The organism is Bryobacter aggregatus MPL3 (assembly GCF_000702445.1).
GTDB classification, from domain to species: Bacteria; Acidobacteriota; Terriglobia; order Bryobacterales; family Bryobacteraceae; genus Bryobacter; species Bryobacter aggregatus.
Window position 1 is genome coordinate 263,099 of sequence record NZ_JNIF01000003.1, and the last position, 25,140, is coordinate 288,238.

Below are 25,140 nucleotides of genomic sequence, written 5' to 3' on the forward strand. Positions count from 1 at the left end.
AATCATGAAGAAAACCCTCTTAACCCTCGCACTGCTTGCCACGATGATGGGCGGCCAGGCCTTTGCGGCCAAGAAACCGACCACGGTGATTCACGTCATCAACGTTCGTTTCAAGCCGGAAGCTTCGAAGGAAGACGTCACGAAGGCCATCGCGGCCATCGGGACCGTGGCTGGCAAGTACAAGGGCATCAAAAATGTCTGGTTGAACCCGATCAAGGTACAAGGCGGTGACTCGAAGTTCACCCACGTTCTCGTGATGGAATTCGCCAGCCAGGCGGCCTTGAAGAAGTACACGGATTCGCCCGAGCAATTGGAGTGGTACAAACTCTGGTTGCCGGTACGTGAGCTGTCGAATACACACGACGTCACGAACTAAGCAGTTCTGCAATCGTTGCTTGAAGGAGCGTGCCACTAGCGTGGTGCGCTCCTTTTGCATTTGGGCTAGGCTATTTTCATGATTTCCTGGCTGCTGGCAACTGCGCTGCTCGCGCAACACCAATACCCCAAGTCCGCGGCGCTGCCGCCGGCCAATGGCTACAGTCATGTCGTGGTGGCGGCACCCGGCAAGATGGTCTTTCTCGCCGGTCAGGTAGCGCTCGACCGTGAGGGAAAGTTAGTGGGCAAAGACGACCTCAAAGCGCAGACCGAGAAGGTGTTCGAGAATCTGAAAACGGCGCTGGCCAGCGCAGGAGCCGACTTCTCGCATGTGGTGAAGGTCAACTGGTATGTCAAGAACTTCCAGCCCAGCCAAGTTCCGGTGATTCGAGAGGTGCGCAATCGCTATTTCGATCTGAAGAATCCACCGGCCAGCACGCTCGTTGGGGTATCGGAGCTATTTATGGCCGATGTGCTGATTGAGGTGGAGGTGACGGCCGTGATTCCAGAGAAGGCAGGCAAGTCATGAGGTGGCTGCGTCCGATTCTGTTGGGCGGCTTGGTGGCCGGGGCGATCGACCTCGCCGATGCGATGCTGGTCTTCGGCCTCCGGGGCATCGCCCCCTTCCGCATCCTGCAGGCCATTGCCAGTGGCTGGTTGGGAATGGCCGCCTTCCAGGGCGGCAACCAAACGGCGCTATTGGGTTTGTTTTTCCATTTTCTGATCGCGACAGGAGCCGCCGCCACCTATGTGCTGGCCAGCAGGCGGTTTGCAGTTCTGCGCACACGCCCCATTGCCGCAGGACTCCTGTTTGGGCTGCTGGTTTACGGCTTCATGAATTTGGTGGTGCTACCACTGTCGGCCGCTCGTTCTGGCGGCGATTCCCTGCTCCTGCAGCTCAATGGAATCGCGGTGCATATGGTGGGAGTGGGGCTGCCAATTGCTTGGATTACCTCGAAGTATAGACCGCAAAGCGACCCCATGCTACGCTAGTATGTGCCGCGTATTAGCGCTCCACCCAGAGTCCTGGGCGTCATTCCTGCCCGCTTCGCATCCAGCCGATTTCCCGGTAAAGCCCTCGTTACCCTTCAAAACAAACCGATCTTGCAGCATGTTTGGGAGAAGAGCCGAAAGGCCGCATCGCTATCGGAAGTTTTGATCGCCACCGATGACGACCGCATCTTTGCAGCTGCGCAAGCCTTCGGAGCATCGGTAGTGATGACCAGTACGGATCACCTGTCAGGAACGGACCGGGTGTCCGAAGCAGCCCTCGCCAAGGACTGCGAAATTGTCGTCAACATCCAAGGCGACGAACCGCTCATCGATCCAGCCGCCATTGATCTGGCCGCCCAGGCCTTGATCGATGACCCTTCCCTGGTGATGTCCACACTCAAAAAGCGGATTAGTGAACCCAGTGAGATCATGAACCCGAATGTTGTCAAAGTGGTGACGGCCGGCTCTGGGGATGCCATCTACTTCTCTCGTTGCCCGATTCCTTACAATCGCGGCGTCAACGAAGCCTACTTCAAACACATCGGTCTTTATGTCTATCGCAAAGACTTCCTCCTGAACTACTCCTCCATGCCCGTCGGTCCGCTGGAGCGCGCTGAATCGTTAGAACAGCTCCGCGCCCTCGAAAACGGTCATCGCATCCGCGTCCTCGAAACGGAGTACGAATCGCTCGGCGTCGATACGCCGCAGGATCTCGAACGCGTCATCGAGCTGCTCGAATCGAGCGCTCTGAAAAAGGGAATCCCAACACATCATGGCTAAGTACATCTTTGTTACCGGCGGCGTCGTTTCCTCTCTGGGGAAAGGAATTGCCGCCGCTTCCATTGGTTGCCTGCTGGAGAGCCGCGGTCTTCGCGTCTGCATGCAGAAGTTCGATCCGTATCTCAATGTTGATCCAGGCACAATGAGTCCGTTCCAGCACGGCGAAGTCTTTGTCACCGATGACGGGGCGGAAACCGACCTCGACCTTGGCCACTACGAACGCTTCACCCACTCTCCTCTCAGCCAGGCAAACAATCTCACCAGCGGCCGGATCTACGAGCGGATTATTTCGCGGGAACGCAGGGGAGATTATCTCGGCAAGACCGTTCAGGTGATCCCGCACGTTACCGACGAAATCAAGGCGAACGCACGCAAGGTGGCCGAAGGAGTGGATGTCGTCATTGTCGAGATCGGCGGCACGGTTGGCGATATCGAGTCGCTGCCCTTTATCGAAGCGATTCGGCAGTTACGGCACGAACTCGGCCGGCATAACAGTGTCTTTGTTCATCTCACGCTGGTGCCCTGGATCAATGCGGCCCAGGAGCTGAAAACCAAGCCGACCCAGCACAGCGTGAAGGAATTGCGTGCAATCGGCATCCAGCCCGATGTGCTGATTTGCCGCTCGGAGAGGCCGCTTTCCGAAGACCTCAAGGGCAAAATCGCGCTGTTCTGCGACGTCGAAGAAGACGCGGTGATTGCCTGTCCGGACGTTTCGAGCGTCTACGAAGTCCCTCTGGTGCTGGCCGAGCAGAAGCTCGATGAAAAGATTCTGGAATTGCTGACCCTCGAGACGCCTCCTCCCGATATGTCGCGCTGGGTGGAGATGCTCGACCGGATGAAGAATCCTGTCGATCAGGTGGACATCGCCCTGGTGGGCAAGTACGTCGAGTATGAGGATTCCTACAAGAGCCTCAAAGAATCGTTGCTCCACGGAGCGCTGGCGCAGCGCCTGAAGGTGAACATCAAGTGGATTGAAGCGCAGGATCTGGTTTGGCCAGACTGCAAGGAGCTCCTGTCCCAGTTTGACGGCATCCTGGTCCCCGGCGGCTTTGGCCCGCGCGGTATTGAAGGTATGCTCCAGGCGATCCGCTATGCCCGAGAAGAACAGGTGCCGTATTTCGGAATCTGTCTGGGCATGCAGACCCTGGTGATCGAGTACGCCCGCAATGTTTGCGGATTGAGCGGCGCCGATTCGACCGAGTTTGACGCCGCACCCGCACATCGCGTCATCTACAAGCTCCGCGAGCTGAAGGGCGTGGACGAGTTGGGCGGCACCATGCGCCTGGGCGCGTATGACTGCAAGCTGCACCCCAACTCCCATGCCAGACTGGCCTATGGCGAGCCACTGATCAGCGAGCGCCACCGGCATCGCTATGAGTTCAACCGTGAGTATCAGAAGATTCTCGAAGACAACGGATTGCGCATCACAGGCGAATCGCCCGATGGAGCCTATGTGGAGATCTGTGAGTTGCCAGGGCACCCCTGGTTCCTCGGTTGCCAGTTCCATCCGGAGTTCAAGTCGAAGCCGCTCGAACCGCATCCTTTGTTCCAGGCCTTTATCCAGGCTTCGCACACGAACCGGCAGAAACGGCTCTCGAGAGAAAATCAGCCGCTCTTTTCGCAGGTTGGCGCATGATCGAACGCGGTGGGTTTACTCTCATTGCGGGCCCCTGCGTGATTGAGAGCGAAGAACATTGTCACTTTCTCGCGGAGCGGATCCAGCAGGCGGTGGGGCCGTTTATTTTTAAGGCCAGCTTCGATAAAGCCAATCGCTCCAGCGTCAAGTCTTACCGCGGCCCGGGCCTTAAAGAAGGGCTCCGCATCCTCGCCGGGATTCGGGCTAAAGGGATTCCGGTTCTCACCGATCTCCATGAAGCGGGGCAGGCCGAGGAAGTGGCCGCATCCGTCGATATCCTGCAGATTCCCGCTTTTCTTTGCCGGCAAACCGATCTGCTGATCACCGCAGGCCGTACCGGCAAGATCGTGAACGTCAAGAAGGGGCAATTTGTCGCGCCCTCCGACATGAGCAATGTGATTGAGAAAATTCGCTCGACCGGCAACGAGAAGATCGTCCTGACCGAACGCGGCACCAGCTTTGGCTACAACAATCTTGTCGTCGACATGAGGGGCCTCAAGATCATGCGCGACCTGGGAGTCCCTGTGATCTTTGATGCGACTCATAGCGTCCAGACACCCGGCGCACAAGGCGCCACCAGCGGCGGAACCCCGGAATTCATTCCCACCCTGGCTCGTGCGGCCACAGCCGCCGGCATCGATGGCGTGTTCCTCGAGACTCACGAAAACCCAGCACTTGCCTTAAGTGATGGGGCGAATGCACTTGCTCTCGACCGCCTGGCTCCCCTCTGGAAACAACTCACGCGATTGCGCGAAGCATTGCACGAAACGCCGGCAGCAAACGTCACATAATAGGAACAGAGTGTCTATGCGTAACCGTATTCTTCGTCAATCCCGTCGCGGCTTTTCTTTGACGGAACTGCTGATCGTCATTGCGATCATCCTGATCATTGTCGCCGCCGCGCTTCCCCGATTGACCAAAGCGCGTATGTTCGCCGAAGAGACCGCAGCCATCCGCGCCGTCTCGGTGATTCACACCGCGCAGACGCAGTACTACTCGCAGTTTGGACGCTATGCCACGACACTGACCGAACTGGGACCGCCCGTGAGCGGCGCCGCTGGCCCTTCGGGCGCAGATCTGGTGGATCGTGAATTAGGGGAAGGCCATAAAGGCGGCTATCTCTTCGCCATCCAGGGCAACCCCCAGGGTTATGTGGTCAGCGCCCAACCCAAGCAGTTTGGCACCAACGGCAGCCGCACTTTCTATAGTGACCAGACCCAGATCATTCGCAACCGCTTTACGAACGAGCCCGCCACGGTCCAGGATGCGGAAATCGGCAGTTCCGACAAGGGCGACGCGAACAAGAAGTAGCGCCGCCGTTTACATCCAGAACTGCCACTTGCCAGACCAGATCACGTAGAGGCTCAACACCAGATTCGTCACTCCGTGTACGAAGATGATGTCCCCTAAGCTCTTGGTGCGAGTGAACCACCAGTTGTAAATGATGCCCGTGAGCAGACCGACTTCCCAGTAGGGGCCGTGCTCCAAGGCAAACAAAGCAGCGACAATCCAGAACGACTGCGAATCATAGCTCCCCATCGGCAGCGTTTCAAAATCGCGCTTGATCAACCAGCGCAGCATCCAGGCCCGCCAGAACAATTCCTCCAGAACCGGCACCAGCAGTGCCGCGCTGAGCGTGCGGAACACCAATAGAAACGGACTCGCCAGTTGCTCTGCCCCCAGCGACACCCGGACCTCTCCGGTGATCGAATTGGTGAACAGCCAGTGCTGCCGCCAACCGGGGAATAGCGTGTCTGGCGCGATCCAGAACAAGAAAACTCCGATGCCGATTGCCAGGCTGACGCCAAAGTGCCGGACCCGAAGGTCCAGCACTTTGCGGGAAAAGATCCAAATGACGGCGGCGACAATGGCAACACGCACTGCGTATTCCCACTCACCGAGAAAAGCCAACTGCTTCTGAATCGCCAGGAGGGCGAGAAAAATCAGGAACGGCGCCACATAGGGCACGCTCGGGTTGTTTTTCATGAAAGGCTCAGATCCGCTCAGCCGCACTTGGCGAGGAGTTCGCGAATCTTCACCTCTTCACCCTTCGGAGGAAGCTTCGACAGCGCAGTCTGCGCAGCCTTCTTCGCATTCGGCTTGTCACCCTTCTGGTAATAAGCCATGGCGAGATGATAATGGAACACCGCGCGATTCGGATCCTTCTTCACGATGTCCGTGAAGACGCTGATGGCCTGGTCAGAAAGATTCTTCTTGATATAGATGAGACCAAGCGTATCGGCAACATCGATATTGGAAGGCAGCTTCTGCTTGGCCCGCTCTGCGTAGGTCAAGGCCATGTCGAGTTCCGTGCCCTGCTCGGCAAGAATCATTGCCAGGTTGTTGAGCGCCAGAACGTTGCCCGGATCGAGCTTGACGATCTGTTCGTAAATCGGCTTCGAGTCCACCGGCTTGCCCTGGCGATCGTAGATCATGGCCAGCTGGAGCGGCGCAATCGGATCGTTGGGAAGCAGGGTGCCCGCTTGCTTGAAGTACTTCACCGCGTTGGCATCGTCGCCCATACGCTTATAGACCTCGGCAAGGCGAAGAACGACGGAAGCATCCTTCGGATTGGCGGCCAGAAGTTTTTGGAATTCTGGCAGCGCACGCTCATAGTTGCCGACACGGACGGCAGTGTTTGCCAGCGCGTTGCGAATGTCGTTGCGCTCCGGAGCTTTGACCAGTTCGGCCTCAATGGTCTTCACCGCGAGATCGCCTTTGCCCAACTGCAGATAGGTTTCAACGACACCGAGCAACCCGCGCGGATCACTCGGGTTCACCTTCATCATTTTCTCGAAGGTGGTCTGGGCCTGAGCCTTTTCACCGAGATCGAGTTGCAGGCGCGCCTGCATGTACAGGGCGTCGTTCAGATTCGGGTAGCGGGCAAGGATGACATCAAGATCCTTCTTGGCGCCGGCCAAATCTTTGCTGCCGTATAGAGCTGTGGCGCGCAAAAGACGGCCGCGGACATCGTTCGGATCATAGGACAGCACCTGGTTGGCAAATTCAATGGCCTTCCCGAATTCCTGCTTTTGCAGGAAGATCTGCGATAGTGCGATCTTGGCGATCTGGAAGTCAGGACGAATTTTGAGAGCTTCGGTGAGTTGGACCTTTGCCTGATCCGCGTCGCCCCGGGCCAGAAACGCCTTCGCCAGATTCAAGCGCATCACGTGGTTCTGCGGCGTGCGGGAAACGGCAGACTGCAGATCGGAGACGGCCGTGTCCACCTGCTCCTTCGAACCGCTCTGGAGCAAGAGGCTGGCGCGCATCGCAGTGGCATCGTTGTCCTTGGGGTCTTCCTTCAGAATCTGTTCGACAAGACGAACCGCATCGGTCTTCTTGTTCATGAAGACGTAGGTTTCGACAATGCGCTTCTGGTAGTCGTGCTTCTTGGCGGCCTGCTCGGTTGCGCCTTGTTCAAACTGCTGGAGCGCATGTTCAAAATCACGAATCTTGAAGTAGAAGTCGCCCACCTGCATGCGGGGCTGTTCCAGCAGCTTGTTGGTCTTGCCTTCAGCGATCACCTGATCGAGAATCTGCTGCATTTTGTCGAACTGCTTGGCAGCATAATAGTGCGCAGCCAATTGCATCCGAACCGCGGGCTGCTTGGGCGACAGGGCCGCCACTTTCCGCTGCAGTACGGCTTCCGCCTGCGGAATCATGTCCTTCTTGGCGTACTCGGAATAGAGAATGTCGTAGTTGGGGCCGTTTTCCTTGTCGGCGTCAATTGCCTTGTTGATATAGGTATAGGCCTCGTCCGTACGGCCGTCCTGCAGCAGCACCTGAAACAGGACTGTGGACAATTCCTTCTGATAAGGCTTGATCTTTTCGGCAGCGAGCATGCTCTCAATGGAGCCCTTTGTGTCGCCATTTGCCAGGCGCAAGAAGCCCTGCAGCCGCAGACCGTCGTAATTCTTAGGATCGCGATCGAGGAGGCGCTTCGAGATGTCCTCAATTTCCTTGAGAAGATTCTTGGGCTTGGTTTCGCTGCGGGCATACGCGGCGAGATAGATTTCGGCAAGCTTGGAGGCGGCCTCTGTATTGTTCTTGTCGAGTTCCACGCAGCGCTGTAAGGCACGCATGGCTTCAATCGGCTTACCAGATTTGAGCTCCGCATTCCCTAAAGCACAATACGCGTCAGCAAAGCGGGCGTCTTTCTGGAGCGCGCGACGATAGAAAATGACGGCCTCACGGTACTTGGCATTCTTGAAATACCGGTTTCCCGTCTCGAGATATTTTTGGCGCGCAGCTTTAGGATCGTTGTCGCACCCGACAAACGCGAGAGCGATCAGTAGAATCGCTGCAATCTTGGTAGTATTCATCACGGTCTGGACCTGTTTGGGCTCCATAACATCATAGCGTGCCCTACAAGCACCTTCATCCTCTGAATTCGCTCGTCCGGCCCCAGGAGTTTGTAAGAATTGCCCGCTTCCCATCGTCCAGCAGATGGAAGGATTGAAACTCCCCAAATGATAGATCTGGCGCTTCTCGAAAATCGGATGGATGATACCCCTATGGTCCATCCTGAGTTTGAACGTGTGTATCGCGAATCAAGCGAAGCCGTCTATCGGTCGGCTTTTCGCATCTTAGGCAACGCTCAGGATTCCGAAGACGTGCTTCAAACTGTATTTCTGCGTTTCTTACGACGAGACAGCACACTCGGATCTGTCGACAAACCGGAGCCTTATCTGAAGCGGGCAGCGGTCAATGCGGCCCTCGATCTGATTCGGGCCCGGCGCGAGAAGCTCACCCCGATTGCCGACTTGAGCCAGGAACCGTCCATACGGGCCCAGCAGGAGCTGCACCAGCGCCTCCGGGATGCACTGGCCCGGCTTGACCCGAAGTGGGCCGAGATTTTCGTCCTTCGCCACATTGAGGGATATGGAAATAAGGAAATCGCCAGCCTCCTCCATATGTCGCAAACACTCGTTGCCGTGACCCTCTTTCGCGCACGGCAAAAATTGCAAACCGAAATCAGGCTCGAATCCGGCTCTCTCGCACTGTAGTCACCCCATCAGAACAGGAAATCGCAATGGACCCCAAAAACAATAACAGGAAGCTCGAAGACGCGATTCACGCGATGAAGAATACGGCGCCTACCCCAGAGGAGCTGAACCAGGCGAAAAACCGGGTCTTCTCGGCACTCCGGGAGGAGACACCCGTGCCCATCCCGGACCGGCTGCGCTCGGGAGACGACTTCAGCGCGTTGCTCGCACCTTATCTCCGCAATGAACTCAGTGAGGCACAGCGGATGCTAGTGGAGGATCGGCTCAATTCCGATGCCGCCTATCGCCGCCAGCTCGATCGGATGCGGGGCAATGTACGCGAGATGATTCCGGCGCACCGCCAGCCTTCCACGGCACGATCGTTCCTGCCTTGGGCAGTGGCGGCGGGAGTGTTGTTCGCTGTTGGCTATCTGGCGATCGATTCCGTCGACCGGCTGCTCGCCCCGAGCGGTGCACGCGCGGAGATCGCCAGTGTGAGCGGCGAGATCTTCCGGGTTTCGGCCGCTGGCCTCGAACCAGTGAAAGCTGGTACGCCGATGGCAGAGAATGAGCCCATCCGGACAGCAAAGGGATCTTCTGCCGTGGTTCGCCTTCCCGACGGCTCGCTGATTGAAATGAACGAGCGCTCGGAACTCAGCATCTCTGCAGCATACAGCGGCTCCACGATTCGTCTCGATCGCGGCAATATTGTGGTCCAGGCCGCCAAACAGAAGCGTGGCGCCCTGAAGGTGGCGACGCGGGAAAGCACGGTTTCGGTCAAAGGCACCATCTTCTCGGTGGCTGCAGGTTTACGTGGCACCCAGGTAGCGGTGGTGGAAGGCCGTGTCATTGTCGAACAGGCCGGTACAACGGAGAGCCTCCTTCCCGGTCAGTCCACGGGTTCAGAAGCGGCTCTCAAGCGCACCACGGTACCGGAACAAATTGCCTGGTCCAAGGATGCAACTCGTTATCTGACCATGCTGAATGAGGTCGCAAAGATCACGAAACAAATCAAAGCGCTTCCCCTCCCTGCCCTGCGCATGAACTCGAAGCTGCTTCCGCTGCTTCCGGCGGATACGGTTGTCTATGTGGCCATCCCGAATCTCACCGGCACGGTTGCCGATGCCACCAAGATCTTCGAAGATCGCCTCAACCAGAGCCCGGTGCTCAAGGAATGGTGGGACACCAAGCAAGTAAGTGACATACGGGAACTTGCCGAGAAACTACGCAGTGCCGGGGCCCAGATCGGGGATGAGATCGTCGTTGCTGCCACCATGGACGGAAAACACGGCCCAGGCCATCCCGTATTGATCGCCGAAGTCAAAGGAGCCGGTGGGCGCACCGCGCTCGAAACGCAGATCAAGGAATTCACCAAATCGGAAAAAGCACTCGAAGGAGTTTATCTCTCGGATCGCTATCTGATCGCCGGTTCGCCAGAGCTCCTGCCGCGCATCCGCCAGTCGGCAGAAGCAGCAACAGCCACAAGCTTTGCCGCAACACCACTCGCCGCCACGATCCAGAAGTCTTATGACAAGGGTGCAGGCTGGATTCTTGCGGTTGATATGGAACAAATTTTTGCGCAATCCGTTTCGAAGAATGACGTGCAGAATCGCGACGCAACCTTAATCACCGGAATCAATGGAATCCGTCATCTGCTCGTTGAACACCGCGACAACATTGGCCGCGGAGGACAGAGCGATACGCGTGCTTCGCTCAACTTCTCTGCCCCGAGAACGGGTGTCATGAGCTGGCTGGCAGCCCCTGCCCCCATGCCATCGCTCGATTACATCTCACCCGACGCTACATTTGCGATCAGCATCGTGACCAAGAATGCGCGCCAGATGGCTGAAGAGTTTTTCAGCAGCACCTCCCAAACAGGAGCCAAGATCAGTGAAGTGGAGAAACAGATCGGGATCAATGTGATCGAAGACCTGGCCGGGCCTCTGGGCGGTGAAATCACGATGGCGCTCGATGGCCCGCTCCTCCCTGTTCCGACTTATGTGTTTGCCGTGGAGGTTTATGATCCCTCCAGGCTCAGCGCAACCCTGGCCAAGCTCGCCAAAGCAGCCACAGAAAAGAGCAACGGAAGCTACACCATCAGTCTCATTGAGGAAACAGTAGAGGGCCGCAACTGGTATCGACTCAAGGTATCTGGGGTTCCCGCAGAACTGCACTTCAGCTATGCCAATGGCTATCTGATTGGAGCGCCGAATCGTGAAGCAATTACGAAGGCGTTGCAGAACCGGCAGACCTTACTGAGCCTGCCGCGCAGCCAGCGCTTCCGGGAATTGCTGCCTGTGGATTCCCAGGTGAATGCGTCCGGCATCTTCTACTTCGACCTCGGCTCCAAGCTCCAGGGACTGGGCGATACGTTGAAGAACACCGTAGACTTGACCGACAGCCAGAAGCAGGCAGTGGGTCAATTGACGGGAAACCAGGCCCCCGTGCTAATCTGCGCCTACGCTGGAACAGAGAACATCACAGTGGCGTCTTCGAGTGGCTTCTTCGGGTTTGGTCTCGATACGTTGCTTTCTGCGGGCCGTGGCGCCCCTATCTTGCCGCAATTGCTGTCAAGTGCAATGGGCCGCACCGCGCCGGTGATGAAACTCCAGGAGAGAAAAACAAAGACTCAATGAGCACTTCTCCGAGTACAGTCATACAACTGGACAATCTATCTGTAAATCTCGGCGGCCGATTGATTCTCAATCAATTGACCGTCGAGCTCAAAGGCAGAACCATTGGATTGCTGGGGCCGAATGGCGCCGGCAAATCGACACTCATCAATACTTTGCTCGGCTTCTACGCGCCGTCCTCCGGGACGGCGCGTATCTTTGGGCATGAAGTCCGCGCGGAGACTCGCCTGGTGCGCTCTCTGATCGGGTACATGCCGGAGAACGATTCCTTCATTGCCGATATGAACGCGGTCACCTTCATTCGCATGATGGCCGAGCTGTCCGGATTGCCCTCGGAAGCCGCGCTTGAGCGGGCACATGAATGTCTGTTCTATGTCGGCCTGGGGGAAGCGCGCTACCGCAAGCTGGGCACTTACTCGCTGGGTATGAAGCAGTTGGCAAAGCTGGCGCAGGCCATTGTGCACGGGCCGAAACTCGTGATTCTCGATGAGCCCACCAATGGCCTCGATCCGCCCGCCCGGCGGCGGATGCTGAAGATGATTCGCGAGATGCGCGACAACGCCGGCATGCGCATTGTCCTGTGTTCGCATCTGCTGCGAGACGTGGAGGACACCTGCGAAGAAGTCATCATTCTCAAAGGCGGCTCGATCGTTCATTATGCGGACCTCGAAGAGGAACGCCGGGCGAACAAGCGCTTTGTCGAATTGGAAACCGTGGGCGATGACGAAGGATTTGCCACCGCGATGGAACAACTGGGAGCCACCTGCGCCATGGCGGGCAAGGGCCGCTGGAAGATGGTGCTGCCGCCGGAGTTCAACTTTCGCGAGTTGTATCAAGTTGCGGCCGACAAAGATCTCGAACTCCGCCGCCTCAACTATCGTAAAGACACTTTGGAAGACATCTTCTTGAAGGCTATGGCCCAATAATGGCGGTCTACAAACGAAGTTACAACACTTACGAAGGAAGCTTGACCCCAGCGAGAACCCGCTTTCTCGTGTTGCCGCGCTTCTCTTATGAGCGCATCTTCAAGGGGCGATTTCTCACCGGATTCCTGGTGGCCTGCCTCTTCTTCCCACTCGGCTGCATTGCGTACATCTACCTGATCAACAACCTCACGGTCTTCCAGAGTATGGGGCTGCCCACACCGAGTTTCTTGCAGATCGACAGCAAATTCTTTCTGGTTTTTATGAACTTCCAGGGCGCGCTTGCTTATATTCTCACCGCGCTCATCGGGCCGAATCTGATCGCGCCGGACTTGGCGAACAACGCCTTGCCCACTTACTTCTCACGGCCCTTCTCGCGAACCGAATATGTTGTGGGCAAGGTCTCCGTGCTCTTCATCCTGCTGTCCATCATCACCTGGATCCCTGGAGTCCTCCTCTTTGGATTGCAAGTGTCACAGGCCGGCATGGACTGGGGCTCCCACAACTGGTTCATTCTTCGCGCCATCCTGCTCGGCCATATCACCTGGATCCTACTGCTTTCATTCCTGTCCGTCGCGATGTCGGCCTGGGTGAAGTGGAAGGTGGTGGCTGGCGCGCTGATCCTGGGAATCTTCGGCATCGGCGCAGGGCTCGCCCAGATCATCAATGTGATCCTGAGAACCGACTATGGATCGATGATCGATATCTCTCGCATCATGTACACGATCTGGTCCAGCCAGCTCGGCGTAGAAGCGAACACCGGCCTCGAACCGTTTGAAGCTTGGGTGGGTTACATCGCAGTCTGCATCATTTGCTTATTGATGGTCGAGCGTAAAATCCGGCCCAAGGAGATCGTGCGTTAATGGCCGATACTCAAACAATTGTTTTTGAGGATGTCTCCCGCTTCTATGGAGAAGTGCTGGGCGTCAATCGAGTGAATCTGACAATTCCGCCCGGCATTACCAGTCTGGTGGGCCCGAACGGCAGCGGGAAGACAACGCTCATGAATATGATGACCGGCCTGGTCCGTCCCTCGAAAGGCCGCATCACCGTATGCGGGCTTGCGCCGGACCAACCGGAAAAGCTGTTTCGCATCCTGGGCTATTGCACGCAGTTCGATTCTTTTCCGCGAGGCTATACAGGCTTTCAATTTGTCAACGCTTCCCTGCTCCTGCAAGGGATGCCGGCCGCCGAAGCGGAAGCGAAAGCCTGGAAGGCCATCGAGAAGGTGAATCTGGTGGATGCCGCGCCGCGTAAGGTTGCTGCTTATTCAAAGGGCATGCGGCAGCGCATCCGGCTGGCACAATCGATCGCTCACGATCCCCAAGTGCTCATTCTCGATGAGCCGCTCAATGGGCTCGACCCGCTGGTGCGTTCAGAGACGATCGCGCTATTCCGTGAGCAGGCAGAACGCGGGGCGCATGTCATCGTCTCCAGCCACGTCCTGCACGAAGTGGATATGATCTCCGATCAGGTCATCCTGCTCGCCAATGGCTATGTCGTCGCCGAAGGTGCCATCCGCGGCGTTCGGGAAGAAATTAGCGACCGCCCCCACCAGATCATCATTCGCTGCGACAAGCCCTCGTTCCTGGCGAGCAAGCTCTTTGAGCAGGATTATATTGTCGAAGTGCGCATCCATCAGGATCGCCAGGGGCTCCTCGTCAAGACCACCGATGCCGCACGCTTTCATAAGCTGCTCAACCATCTGGTGCTGGGTGGGATCCACGTTGAAACCATCGCGCCCGCTGACGATGACGTGAACTCACTGTATGAGTATCTGATCGGCGATGAAGGAGGCCACTAATGGATTACGCACTCTGGCGCCGCCAGATCTTCGCCATCGTGCAACTGGAGTGGAAGAAGACCCTCTTCTCCCGCCGTGGCATTTGGGTCTATGCGCTTGCTTTCTTGCCCGCTCTGTTGTTCGGCATCAATGCATATCGCGTGAAGTTGGTCCGGGCCGAACAGGAGCGGGTGCAAATTGCAGTCCCCAATGCCGGCGCGGCCAGTGCACGGATCGCAATGGGAATGAAAACGCAAGCGGTGGCCGATCTCTTGAGAGATGCGGAGGTAACGTATAGCCGATTCAGCAGAGGCCGCCGCCTCGAAATCATCCGCTACAGCGATGGCGCCAACTCCTACGACCTCATCTTCCGCGAAGGGGAACTCAGCAATAAACGGCGCCGCAATCAGGGGCTACTGAGTGATGACATTCTCGCCTTTGCCGGGGTCTATCAATACTTCTTTCTGCGCCTGGCCATCTTCTTCGGCTGCGTTGGTATCTTCATGAATCTCTTTCGCGGTGAGATGCTGGACCAGAGCCTCCACTACTATCTGCTCGCTCCGGTGCGCCGCGAAGTGCTGATGGTGGGGAAGTATCTGGCAGGCCTTCTGGCCACCGCGCTGATCTTCGTCAGTAGTACAGCCTTGCAGCTCTATCTGATGCTGAGCGCGCATTCCTCAAAGGAGATGAGCGACTATCTGGCGAACGGCGGCTCGGCACACATCCTGCAATACATGGGCGTCACCGCCTTAGGTTGTGTCGGCTATGGCAGCATCTTCCTTGCCGCCGGACTCGTGATGAAGAACCCGATGATCGCCGCTGCCACGATTCTATTCTGGGAGAGCATCAACTGGTTTCTTCCAGCGATGCTCAAGAAGTTCAGCGTCATCTTTTATCTGCAGTCACTGTGTCCCATTGTTGCGCCGTTGAACAGCGACATCCCCGATGCCTTAAAGATCCTGGTGTCGACGGCAGCGCCCACCCCGGGCCCACTTGCGGTGGCAGGACTCTTTGCTGTCTCCATCGCCGTACTTGGCATTGCGTCGATCTACGCCCGGAAAATCGAGATCAACTACGGCGCAGACTAGAACACAAGAACCCAGCTTGCCATCGACGATTCCAGCCAGGAACACGCCGAACTCTACTTGAGTTCGGCGTGTTCCTGCAACAGGTCCAGAAACGCCTTCACGGCGCGGCTCATCTTGGAGTTGCGCCGGTGGATGATGCCTAAAGGCCGAATGAGGCTGGGACTCAGCTCCGCCGCCTTCACGCGGCCTTCATCGAGTTCTTTCTCAATCATTGCGCGCGGCACAATGCTCACCCCGCTTCCGAGTTCCACCGCTTCCTTCACCATCTGCATGTTGTCGAAATTCATCACGACATCGACTTCTGCACCATTCTCTTTGAGATAAGTATCGATGTCCTTGCGAATGGGAAGGTCCCGGTCAAAGGCAACGAAGGCCATGGCATCGAGCCGGGCAGGAGTGACACGTTTCATGTTCGCCAGGACATGACCGTTCGACATGGCCAGGACCATTTGCTCGTTGCGCCAGGGCAGCGCTTTCACTTCCCGATTGGACAGAGGATAACTCACCAGTCCGATGTCGGCACGCTCCTCGCGCACCGCCTCATAAACTTTTTCCGGACGCAGGTACTCCACCCGCAATTGGGAGTCCTTGTAGCGCTCGCGGAATTCCTGTTCCAGGCGATTCATCTTCGACAGGCCAACCGAGTAGATCGAAGCCACCCGCACTTCCCCGCTCGTCGATCGCTTCAACTCGTCAATCTCGGCCTCAAACTCCACCTTGCGCCGTAGCACTTCGCGGCAGAATTCCAGGTACGCCTGCCCGGCCGGGGTCACCCGGATGGGACGGGTGCTTCGATCGAGCAAGACGATGCCAAAAACCCGTTCCAGCTCCTGCAGGTGTTGGCTGGCCGCACTTTGGCTGACCTTATTCAGTTGCGCTCCGCGACTCACGCTCCGACTGTGAGCGATATCACGGAACAGCCGCATATGTTCCAATTGCACGACAGGAAGCATATCATAACCTGGCCTAATAACACAACAATCAAAATTTCACATTGCCTTATGAGGCCAGATCTCGCTATACTCTAAAAATTCCGGAGAGTATCTATGAATGATGTCCCTCGGTCCGCCATGCTGCGCGGACTTCCTGAAGCCCAAGGCCTCTATGATCCCGCCCGAGAGCGCGATGCCTGTGGCCTTGGCTTTGTTGCAAACATTAAAGGCGAACGGTCCCACGACATCATCGAGAAGGGGATTCAGATCCTCATCAACCTCACGCATCGTGGTGCTTGCGGTTGCGATCCCGACACGGGTGATGGCGCCGGTATCCTGATTCAGATTCCGCATAAGTTCTTTGCCCGCGAGTGCCCGAATTTTGGATTTTCCATTCCCCAGCCCGGCGAATACGGTGTCGGCATGGTCTTTCTGCCCGTGCAACGCACCCAGCGGCTGCAGTGTGAAGGCATCATCGAGAGAGTGACGCGCGAAGAGGGCCTGACGGTTCTCGGCTGGCGCGATACGCCGATCGATTCCAACGCAATCGGGCGCCTGGCTCGCGATTCGCAGCCTTATATCCAGCAGATTTTTATTGGCCGCACCAGCGAAATGTCCGAAGACGAGCTCGAACGCCGTCTGTTCTGCATTCGCAAGCGGGTTGAGAACGAGATCGCAAACTCCGAGATTCGCGACCGCGACTTCTTCTATCTCCCCTCACTCTCCTGCCGAACCATCATCTACAAGGGCCTTCTGCTTGCGCCGCAGATTGCGAATTTCTACAAGGAACTGAAGGATGCCGACGTTGAGAGCGCGCTCTGCCTGGTGCACCAGCGCTTCTCCACCAACACCTTCCCCACCTGGCAACTGGCACATCCCTTCCGCTATATGTGCCACAACGGGGAGATCAATACGGTACGCGGCAACATCAATTGGATGCACGCCCGTCAGGCGGTGCTCGCCAGTGACCGCTTTGGCAAGATCGACCGGCTCTTTCCCATCGTCACGCCCTCTGGCAGCGATTCGTCCTCTCTGGATAACGTCGTCGAATTCCTCACGCTCGGCGGCCGGGAACTCCCGCACGTCATGGCGATGCTCATGCCCGAGGCCTGGGACCAGGACACGGCGATGGAGCCGTCCAAGAAGGCTTTCTACGAATACCACGCCTCACTGATGGAGCCCTGGGACGGCCCCGCCGCGGTGGCCTTCACCGATGGGCGGCTCATTGGCGCTACGCTTGATCGCAACGGCCTGCGCCCCGCGCGCTACATGGTCACTCACGACGGCCTGCTGATCATGGCGTCTGAAACCGGCGTATTGCCAGTGGAGCCCGAAGAGATCAAGTACAAGGGCCGCCTGCAGCCCGGCAAGATGTTGCTCGCCGACCTCACCGCCGGCCGCATCATCCCCGACGAGGAAGTCAAGCAGATGCTCTCCTCACGCCAGCCCTACCGCGAGTGGCTCGACAAACAGCAGATCAATCTGCGCCAGTTGCCTGCCCCGCCGCGCTGGCACCAGACCGACTTTCACACCATCCTGCCCCGGCAGCGCGCCTTCGGTTACACCGAAGAAGATCTGCGCATGATCATGTTGCCCATGGCCTCGGGGGGCGAAGAACCCATCGGCAGCATGGGCACCGACACGCCGCTCGCCTGCTTGAGCGACAAGCCGCAGCCACTCTTCAATTACTTCAAACAACTCTTTGCGCAGGTCACCAATCCTCCGATTGACCCGATCCGCGAAGAATTGGTGATGTCGCTCACCAGCTACATTGGCACCGAGCGCAACATTCTCGAAGAGACACCTGAGCACTGCCATACGCTCAAGCTCAATCACCCGATCCTGACCAACCACGATCTCGAACAGCTTCGTAATGTGCGTTGGGGAGAGTTCCTTGCCACCACCTTGCCCACCCTGTTCGATGCGAATGGGTCGGAGCAGGATCTGGAGGAGTCGCTCGACCGTCTCTGCCGCCGCGCCTCGCAGGCGATTACCAAAGGCTATCGCCTGTTGATCCTCTCCGACCGTGGCGTCGATGAGAACTCGGCGCCGATTCCTTCGCTGCTGGCCCTCACGGCCGTACACAACCATCTCGTGCGCGAAGGCACCCGCTCGATGGTCGCACTCATTGTCGAGTCGGGCGAACCGCGCGAGATCATGCACTTCTGTCTCTTGATCGGCTATGGCGCCAGCGCAATCAATCCCTATCTCGCCATCGAAACGCTCGAAGACATGGGACAGAGACATCTCCTGCCCGAAGGCCTCACCTTTGAACAGGCGCTGAAGAATTACAAAAAGGCGATTGGCAAGGGCTTGCTCAAAGTCTTCTCCAAGATGGGCATCTCGACGCTGCAGTCGTATCGCGGCGCTCAGATCTTTGAAGCCGTCGGACTCAACAAGAACTTCGTCAGGAAGTACTTCACCGGCACCGCAACACGTATCGAGGGCGTAGGCCTTGAGGTTATTGCCCGCGAAGCGAAGATGAAGCACGAGTTTGCTTATCGCCCGATGAGCAGCTTTGCCACAGATCTCGATCAGGGTGGCAACTATCACTTCCGGGTCAACGGCGAGTTCCACTCGATCAATCCCGATTCGGTGACGAAGCTCCAGCACGCGGTGCGGCAGAATAACTTCGCCACCTTCGAGCAGTACTCGAAAACGATCGACGAACAGAACCAACACCTGTGCACATTGCGTGGACTGATGGAGTTCCAGTATGCCGACGTGCCACTTTCGATTGATGACGTGGAACCGGCAACGGAGATCGTCAAACGTTTTGCCACCGGCGCGATGAGCTTCGGCAGCATTTCAAAAGAAGCACACGAAACGCTCGCCATCGCCATGAACCGCATCGGCGGCCGCTCCAATACCGGCGAAGGTGGCGAGGACGCCGCACGCTACCAGCACGATGCAAATGGCGATTGGCGCCGCAGTGCGATCAAGCAGGTGGCCAGCGGCCGCTTCGGCGTCACCACGGAGTATCTGGTGAACGCAGAGGAGCTCCAGATCAAGGTGGCCCAAGGAGCCAAGCCCGGCGAGGGCGGACAGCTCCCCGGCCATAAGATCGATGAAAACATCGCCCGCGTCCGCTTTGCCGTACCCGGCGTGAGCCTCATCTCCCCCCCGCCCCATCACGACATCTATTCGATCGAAGATCTCGCACAGTTGATTTACGATCTGAAGAACGTCAATCCGGATGCGCGCATCTCGGTGAAGCTCGTCAGCGAAAACGGTGTCGGCACCGTGGCGGCAGGCGTCGCCAAGGCTCATGCCGACGTCATCCTGATTTCGGGGGACACCGGCGGCACCGGCGCCAGCCCTCTCACCAGCCTCAAGCACGCCGGCTCCCCCTGGGAGTTGGGTCTGGCGGAAACCCAGCAGACTCTGGTGATGAACGACCTGCGCAGCCGTGTCCGCATTCAAGTGGACGGCAAGCTGCAGACCGGACGCGATGTCGCCATCGGGGCCTTGCTGGGAGCCGAAGAGTTTGGCTTCTCCACGGCGCCGCTCATCGCGATGGGTTGCATCATGATGCGCAAATGCCACCTCAACACTTGCCCGGTTGGCATCGCAACGCAGAATCCCGAGTTACGCAAGAAGTTTGAAGGCACGCCCGAGAACGTCATCAACTTCTTCTTCTTTATTGCGGAAGAGTTGCGCCAGATCATGGCAAAGCTGGGCTTCCGGACCGTGCAGGAGATGATCGGCCGTGTCGATAAGCTCGACACCCGCCGCAGCATCCATCACTGGAAGGCTTCCAGCCTCAACTTCAAAGCTTTGTTCTACAACCCGGCAGTGCCACAGCGTGTCGCCCGCCACTGCACCACTTCCCAGGATCATGGTCTGAATGAAGCACTGGACTATGAGCTGATCGAGCATGCCAAAGAGGCACTCGAGCATGGCAAGCGAGTCGAGTTCGAGCTCCCCATTCGCAACACCCATCGCACGGTGGGCGCAATGCTCTCCGGACAGATTGCAAAGCGCTACGGTCACGAAGGGCTGCCACCAGACACGATCAACTTCGAATTCCACGGCAGCGCTGGCCAGAGCTTCGGGGCCTTCCTTTCACGAGGTGTCTCGATGCGTCTGGAGGGCGATGCCAACGATTACATCGGCAAGGGCCTCTCCGGCGGCAGCATTAGCGTGTATCCACCCAAGAACAGCACCTTCCCGCCCGAGGACAACATCCTCATCGGAAATACAGCGCTCTACGGCGCAACCAGCGGCCAGGCCTTCTTCAACGGCCGCGCGGGAGAACGCTTCTGTGTCAGAAATTCCGGAGCCACAGCCGTCGTGGAAGGCGTTGGCGATCATGGCTGTGAGTACATGACCAAAGGTCTTGTTCTGGTCCTTGGCTCCACTGGCCGTAACTTCGGCGCAGGAATGTCCGGCGGCATCGCCTATGTCTATGATGCCGATGGAAAGTTCCGTTCGACGCTTTGCAACAAAGCGAGCGTTGATCTCGATCCGGTCGACTCCCAGGAAGATATCAATCTGCTCAGGCAGCTTCTCGAGCTTCATGAGCAACACACCGGCAGCCCGAAGGCTGCTGCAGTGCTGGCGGACTTTGGGCAGTACCTTCCCCACTTTGTGAAGGTCTTCCCCCACGAATTCAAGAAAACAATTGGGACAACCAAACTCGCCCTGCCCAAGCTGACCAAAGCGAGAAAAGAGGTGATCCATGGGTAAGCATACTGGCTTCCTCGAAATCCAACGGGAGATCGCCCAGCGGCGCCCGGTCCCCGATCGCGTCAAGGATTGGCGCGAAGTCTATGAGAAGTTCCCGCTCGCCAAAGTGCGCGAGCAAGGCGCCCGTTGCATGGATTGCGGAGTGCCCTTCTGCCACACCGGGTGTCCGCTCAACAACCTGATCCCCGACTGGAACGACCTCGTCTATCGGGATCGCTGGCAAGATGCCATCCGGCAGCTCCATGCGACCAACAACTTCCCGGAGTTCACCGGCCGCCTCTGCCCGGCTCCGTGCGAATCGGCTTGTGTCCTGGGCATCAATGAAGCCCCCGTATCGATCAAGCAAGTGGAAAAATCGATCATCGACCATGCGTTTGAATCCGGCTGGATTGTCCCGGAACTGCCCACCACCCGCACCGGTAAGAAAGTCGCGATCATCGGGTCCGGTCCTGCCGGTCTCGCGGCCGCACAACAGTTGAATCGCGCGGGCCACACCGTCACCGTCATCGAACGCGACCCCGGCCTCGGCGGTCTGCTGCGATTTGGGATCCCCGACTTCAAGATGGAGAAGCACCACATCGATCGCCGTATCGAACAGCTTCAGGCCGAGGGCATCAAGTTCCTGATTGGCGTCAACGTTGGCGTCGATATGGACTTCGCCGAAATCCGCAAGGAATACGATGCGACATTGCTCGCCATTGGCGCAGAACAGCATCGCGATGTCAAAGTGCCTGGCCGCCATCTCAAGGGCATTTACTATGCGATGGACTACCTGCCACAAGCCAATAAAGTAGTTGGCGGACTCCCGGTTGAAAATCAGATTCTCGCCACCGGCAAGAATGTTATTATCATCGGCGGCGGCGACACCGGTGCAGACTGCCTCGGAACGGCAACCCGTCAAGGCGCCAAGTCCATCCGCCAGTTCATGATCCACCAGCGTCCGCCCGACGAGCGCGCGGAATCCACACCCTGGCCTCTCTGGCCGGTCATGTATCGCGAAGAACCAGCGCATGAGGAAAACGGGCTCCGGGAGTTTGCGGTGGCCACCACCAGTTTCACAGGCGATGACGAAGGCAACGTCAAGCATCTCCATGGTGTCCGTGTCGGGAGTGCTCCTGGCTTTGAACCCGTCAAGAATAGCGAGTTCACACTGGATGCGGAGTTGGTTCTGATCGCCATTGGCTTCGCGGGAGTGCGCCGGCCTGGGTTGATCGAGAAGACCGGAGCGCGTCTCGATGCGCGCGGCAACATTGTGACGAAGGACAACTATGAGACGAGTCTCGATGGGGTCTTCGCCGCAGGCGATGCCCGTCGCGGCGCCTCGCTCATTGTTTGGGCCATCGCGGAAGGCCGCCGGGCCGCCCGCGCGATCGACGAACGGCTGGTGGGAAGCAGCCAGCTTCCCAATTAACCTATGCCGTTTAACGTTATCTGAGCAGTTGTTCATCTGAAATACTTCGGAGTTGAGGGGAAAGGAGGACGTCGCCCAACGACTTCAGTGAGCGCTACCATCGGACGATCCAAGAAGCGCTCTACAGCATCAAGTTCCACCAGAAGCTATTTCAGTCTGTGGCAGAGCTCCAGCATGAACTGGAGACTTCTGTTAGCTCTACAATCGCCAGCATGCCCCACCATGGATACCGGACTCAGGCCGAACGCTCAACCAGGCCTTCCTCAATGGAAAACTCGCTCAGGCACAACCAATGGCAGCATGAATATGAATCAGCTAGATCTCAACCCATGCCCCCAACTATTCGTGTCCGCAGATCTTTGGTGAAATACATATCAGCCGCAGTATCGGATCTTTCTGCAGTTGTTGCTAGTCGTTCATATCATAATCGTCTAGAGCGTGTAGTTCACTTTTGAGAGGCAGAAGGGATGGCCTCCCCAGGCACGAGAAAAGGATATCCGGCCGATGTCAGCGATGAAAAATGGGCATTTGCAGCACCGTAGCTGACATTGATGGAAGAAGAGGCACCACAGTGTCGCTATCCGTTGCGAGAGGTGTTCAACGGATGTGTTGCCTGGTGAGGTGTGGGACGCCATGGCGATTGATTCCGCAGGATCTGCCACCTTGGGTGGTGGTGTACCAACAGACACAGCGGTGGATTCGGTCTTCGAGGCGATGGTGCATGATTTCCGGGAAGTATTACGGCGGCGAGAAGGACGAAAAGCCCAAGCCACTGCTGCGATCATGGAGAGCCGCACCTGAGAAGCAACGCCGGAGAGCGGAGCCCGCAGCGGCTATGACGGCGCGACGCGTCGAAAAGGCAGCAAGGTGGGCATCGCGTCGATACGTTGGAGCATTTACTAGCGCTTCACGTCACCTCCGCCGAGGGACAAGACCGTGCTCAGGTCGGCATCCTTGCCAAACAGGTGCAGCAGGTGACCGGCGACAACGTCGAGTTGGCTTCGGTGGATCCAGGCTACACCGTGCTAAACGCCGCGGAAGCAGCCAACCAGCAAGGCATTCCATTAGAAGCCGTAAAACTATCGACGGCTAAAAAATGCTGCTGCCCAGGAGCTGGGTGGTCGAACGAACAGTTGGCTGGGCAACTCGCTACCGCCGACTCGTCCGAGGCTTCGAACGTCTGCTGGACAACGTCGCAGGCAGGCATGTATTTCCTTGCCTTGGCCTGCCTCCTCCTGAAACGCGCCTTCCTATCAAGTTCATTACAGGCTCTAGAGCCAGCAAAGAAAATATCTTAATAGTATCATCGCCCCGACGCCATATTACATGAAATTAGCGGAAGATCAGCGGACACAATGATGGGAAACGGCGCTTAGGGGAAGAGGCGAAGGGAGGGCGTAGCCCGACTGGAGCCGAAGCCCCTAAGCGCCCCGAGCGGGTCCTTACGGTGATAGATTTGGAATCTTCCAAAACACCAAAATCACCCCGAAAGGACACACTCATGAGCGACAACCAGAAGCTTATCAAAGCGCGCATTGGACTGCTCCAACTCGCCCAGGAATTGGGCAACATCAAGGCCGCCTGCCAACGAGCCGGCATCAGCCGCAGCCACTTCTACGAGATCAAGGAAGCCTACGAGAAGCACGGAGCCGACGGGCTTGAGCCGAGGCAGCGCCGAACGCCTCGAATGCCGAATCAAACTGCGCCTGAGCTCGAAAAACAGATCCTTGAGATGACGGCACAGTATCCGACCTACAGTTACATCCGCATTGCCGACCAGCTTCGTTTGGTCGGCATCGGTGTCTCTGCCCCCGCCGTCCGAGGGGTCTGGGTACGGCACGGCATCACTCTCCGGCTCCAGCGCCTGCTCTGGCTGGACAAGAAGACCGCCACCGAAGGCGGCGTGCTGACGGAGCAAGCCAAGCGGCTCCTGCAGAAGCATCAGGGCCGAAACGTTGACCCGGAACAACATATCGCTGCACCGCATTCTGGCTATCTGCTTTGCCAGGACACTTACTTTGTAGGCACGATCAAAGGCGTCGGCAAGGTCTACATGCAGACGGTCATTGACGCACACTGCTCGCAAGCCTTCGCCAAGGTCTATCTCAGCAAGATGCCGATCACTGCGGCAGACACACTGAATGATCGAGTCATCCCCTTCTATGACGATGAGAAGGTGGGGATCGAGCGGTTGCTCACCGACAATGGCCGCGAGTACTGTGGACTCGAAGCTCGTCATCCCTTCGAGATCTATCTGGCGATTAACCAGATCCGCCACAAGAGAACGCAGATCGCTTCCCCTCAATCCAACGGCTTCTGTGAGCGCTTCCATCGCACGATCAAGGAGGAGTTTTACAGCATCAAGTTCCGGCAAAAGATCTATCAGTCTGTGGCTGAATTACAAGATGATCTGGACGCCTATCTGAGCTTCTACAATCGCCAGCGACCCCATCATGGATATCGGACTCAAGGCCGAACGCCATACCAGGCTTTCCTCGATGGGAAAATCGCCCAGGCGCAACCTATGGCAGCATGAAGTAACCGAATCTCAACCGAGGCCCGTAAGCCCTCGTGTCCGGAGATCTTCAGCTAAATACACGTGAAATAGCATCAAGTCCTCAAGCCTCAACACGCAGGTTCTTTCAACAACCACCGAAAAGGAGTGATAACTTTCGAGAAGCGAAGACGATCGGAGTTTGAAAGCGATATCCGGCATATGTGAACCGTGAAGCAAGGCCATTCGTAGCGGGCTGCTGACGCTAATGGGCTACGATCGGTAAGAGATTGCAATGGCCGCTGCATCGTCAAGACAGACGTACCCTTGGACTTCCGCATGGCTCACCACCCGTACTCTGCATTGAACCTCACGTGAGCTTATTGAGAAGCGGCTTCGGGAATACCCAGTTTTCTAT

At 57.4% G+C, this 25,140-nt stretch carries 19 protein-coding genes and 1 pseudogene; 17 read left to right on the plus strand and 3 right to left on the minus strand.

The window, feature by feature from the left end:
* Positions 1-4 precede the first annotated feature (4 nt).
* The 7 genes from M017_RS0101570 (at position 5) to M017_RS27295 (ending at position 5,095) form a co-directional block, all read left to right on the plus strand.
* Entirely contained in the window at positions 5-376 is a 372-nt protein-coding gene (locus M017_RS0101570; protein WP_031495268.1) for a Dabb family protein, read from the plus strand.
* Positions 377-454: 78 nt separating this feature from the next.
* The gene (locus M017_RS0101575) at positions 455-904 is read left to right on the plus strand and encodes a RidA family protein (RefSeq protein WP_080507446.1); all 450 of its coding nucleotides are present in this window, start codon (positions 455-457) and stop codon (positions 902-904) included.
* Positions 901-1,368 (plus strand): hypothetical protein, encoded by a 468-nt coding sequence (locus M017_RS0101580; RefSeq protein WP_031495271.1) that lies wholly within the window; start codon positions 901-903, stop codon positions 1,366-1,368. The genes M017_RS0101575 and M017_RS0101580 overlap by 4 nt, the downstream gene beginning before the upstream one ends.
* A gap of 12 nt (positions 1,369-1,380) precedes the next feature.
* Positions 1,381-2,148, plus strand: coding sequence for a 3-deoxy-manno-octulosonate cytidylyltransferase (gene kdsB / locus M017_RS0101585; protein ID WP_031495272.1), 768 nt, complete (start codon positions 1,381-1,383; stop codon positions 2,146-2,148).
* Positions 2,138-3,784 (plus strand): CTP synthase, encoded by a 1,647-nt coding sequence (locus tag M017_RS0101590; RefSeq protein WP_031495274.1) that lies wholly within the window; start codon positions 2,138-2,140, stop codon positions 3,782-3,784. The genes kdsB and M017_RS0101590 overlap by 11 nt, the downstream gene beginning before the upstream one ends.
* Positions 3,781-4,575, plus strand: coding sequence for a 3-deoxy-8-phosphooctulonate synthase (gene kdsA, locus M017_RS0101595; protein ID WP_031495275.1), 795 nt, complete (start codon positions 3,781-3,783; stop codon positions 4,573-4,575). The genes M017_RS0101590 and kdsA overlap by 4 nt, the downstream gene beginning before the upstream one ends.
* 16 nt (positions 4,576-4,591) lie before the next feature.
* Positions 4,592-5,095: a prepilin-type N-terminal cleavage/methylation domain-containing protein gene (locus M017_RS27295; RefSeq protein ID WP_051669422.1), complete on the plus strand. Its 504-nt coding sequence runs from the start codon at positions 4,592-4,594 to the stop codon at positions 5,093-5,095.
* Positions 5,096-5,104: 9 nt separating this feature from the next.
* Here the strand turns inward: M017_RS27295 and M017_RS27300 are convergent, their stop codons facing one another.
* Both M017_RS27300 and M017_RS0101610 read right to left on the minus strand, forming a co-directional pair.
* Complete coding sequence (locus tag M017_RS27300; protein ID WP_155121166.1) at positions 5,105-5,770, minus strand: CAAX prenyl protease-related protein; 666 nt, start codon at positions 5,768-5,770, stop codon at positions 5,105-5,107.
* A 17-nt stretch (positions 5,771-5,787) separates the two neighbouring features.
* Positions 5,788-8,133: a tetratricopeptide repeat protein gene (locus M017_RS0101610; protein WP_031495279.1), complete on the minus strand. Its 2,346-nt coding sequence runs from the start codon at positions 8,131-8,133 to the stop codon at positions 5,788-5,790.
* A gap of 165 nt (positions 8,134-8,298) precedes the next feature.
* On the opposite strand from M017_RS0101610, the gene M017_RS0101615 reads away from it, so the two are divergent.
* Genes M017_RS0101615 through M017_RS0101640 form a run of 6 tightly spaced genes read left to right on the plus strand, consistent with a single transcriptional unit; the run spans position 8,299 to position 15,196 of the window.
* Positions 8,299-8,790 (plus strand): RNA polymerase sigma factor, encoded by a 492-nt coding sequence (locus M017_RS0101615; protein ID WP_162179806.1) that lies wholly within the window; start codon positions 8,299-8,301, stop codon positions 8,788-8,790.
* A 26-nt stretch (positions 8,791-8,816) separates the two neighbouring features.
* Complete coding sequence (locus M017_RS0101620; RefSeq protein WP_031495283.1) at positions 8,817-11,405, plus strand: FecR family protein; 2,589 nt, start codon at positions 8,817-8,819, stop codon at positions 11,403-11,405.
* On the plus strand, positions 11,402-12,328 hold the full coding sequence (locus tag M017_RS0101625) for an ABC transporter ATP-binding protein (RefSeq protein ID WP_031495284.1): 927 nt from the start codon (positions 11,402-11,404) through the stop codon (positions 12,326-12,328). The genes M017_RS0101620 and M017_RS0101625 overlap by 4 nt, the downstream gene beginning before the upstream one ends.
* Positions 12,329-12,369: 41 nt before the next feature.
* Positions 12,370-13,188 (plus strand): hypothetical protein, encoded by an 819-nt coding sequence (locus M017_RS0101630; RefSeq protein ID WP_238325781.1) that lies wholly within the window; start codon positions 12,370-12,372, stop codon positions 13,186-13,188.
* Complete coding sequence (locus M017_RS0101635; protein WP_031495286.1) at positions 13,188-14,129, plus strand: ABC transporter ATP-binding protein; 942 nt, start codon at positions 13,188-13,190, stop codon at positions 14,127-14,129. The genes M017_RS0101630 and M017_RS0101635 overlap by 1 nt, the downstream gene beginning before the upstream one ends.
* Entirely contained in the window at positions 14,129-15,196 is a 1,068-nt protein-coding gene (locus M017_RS0101640; protein ID WP_031495288.1) for an ABC transporter permease subunit, read from the plus strand. The genes M017_RS0101635 and M017_RS0101640 overlap by 1 nt, the downstream gene beginning before the upstream one ends.
* A 53-nt stretch (positions 15,197-15,249) precedes the next feature.
* Here the strand turns inward: M017_RS0101640 and M017_RS0101645 are convergent, their stop codons facing one another.
* Positions 15,250-16,149: a LysR family transcriptional regulator gene (locus tag M017_RS0101645; protein WP_080507448.1), complete on the minus strand. Its 900-nt coding sequence runs from the start codon at positions 16,147-16,149 to the stop codon at positions 15,250-15,252.
* Positions 16,150-16,242: 93 nt separating this feature from the next.
* On the opposite strand from M017_RS0101645, the gene gltB reads away from it, so the two are divergent.
* The 4 genes and pseudogenes from gltB (at position 16,243) to M017_RS0101665 (ending at position 24,764) form a co-directional block, all read left to right on the plus strand.
* Complete coding sequence (gltB, locus tag M017_RS0101650) at positions 16,243-20,817, plus strand: glutamate synthase large subunit (protein WP_031495291.1); 4,575 nt, start codon at positions 16,243-16,245, stop codon at positions 20,815-20,817.
* Positions 20,810-22,228 carry a glutamate synthase subunit beta gene (locus M017_RS0101655; RefSeq protein WP_031495293.1) on the plus strand — a complete coding sequence of 473 codons (1,419 nt, stop codon included), beginning with the start codon at positions 20,810-20,812 and terminating at the stop codon, positions 22,226-22,228. Before gltB ends, M017_RS0101655 begins: the two co-directional genes overlap by 8 nt.
* A 542-nt stretch (positions 22,229-22,770) precedes the next feature.
* A pseudogene (locus M017_RS30530) lies at positions 22,771-23,558 on the plus strand (IS5 family transposase).
* 171 nt (positions 23,559-23,729) lie between these two features.
* Complete coding sequence (locus M017_RS0101665) at positions 23,730-24,764, plus strand: IS481 family transposase (protein WP_031495294.1); 1,035 nt, start codon at positions 23,730-23,732, stop codon at positions 24,762-24,764.
* The last annotated feature ends 376 nt before the right edge of the window (positions 24,765-25,140 follow it).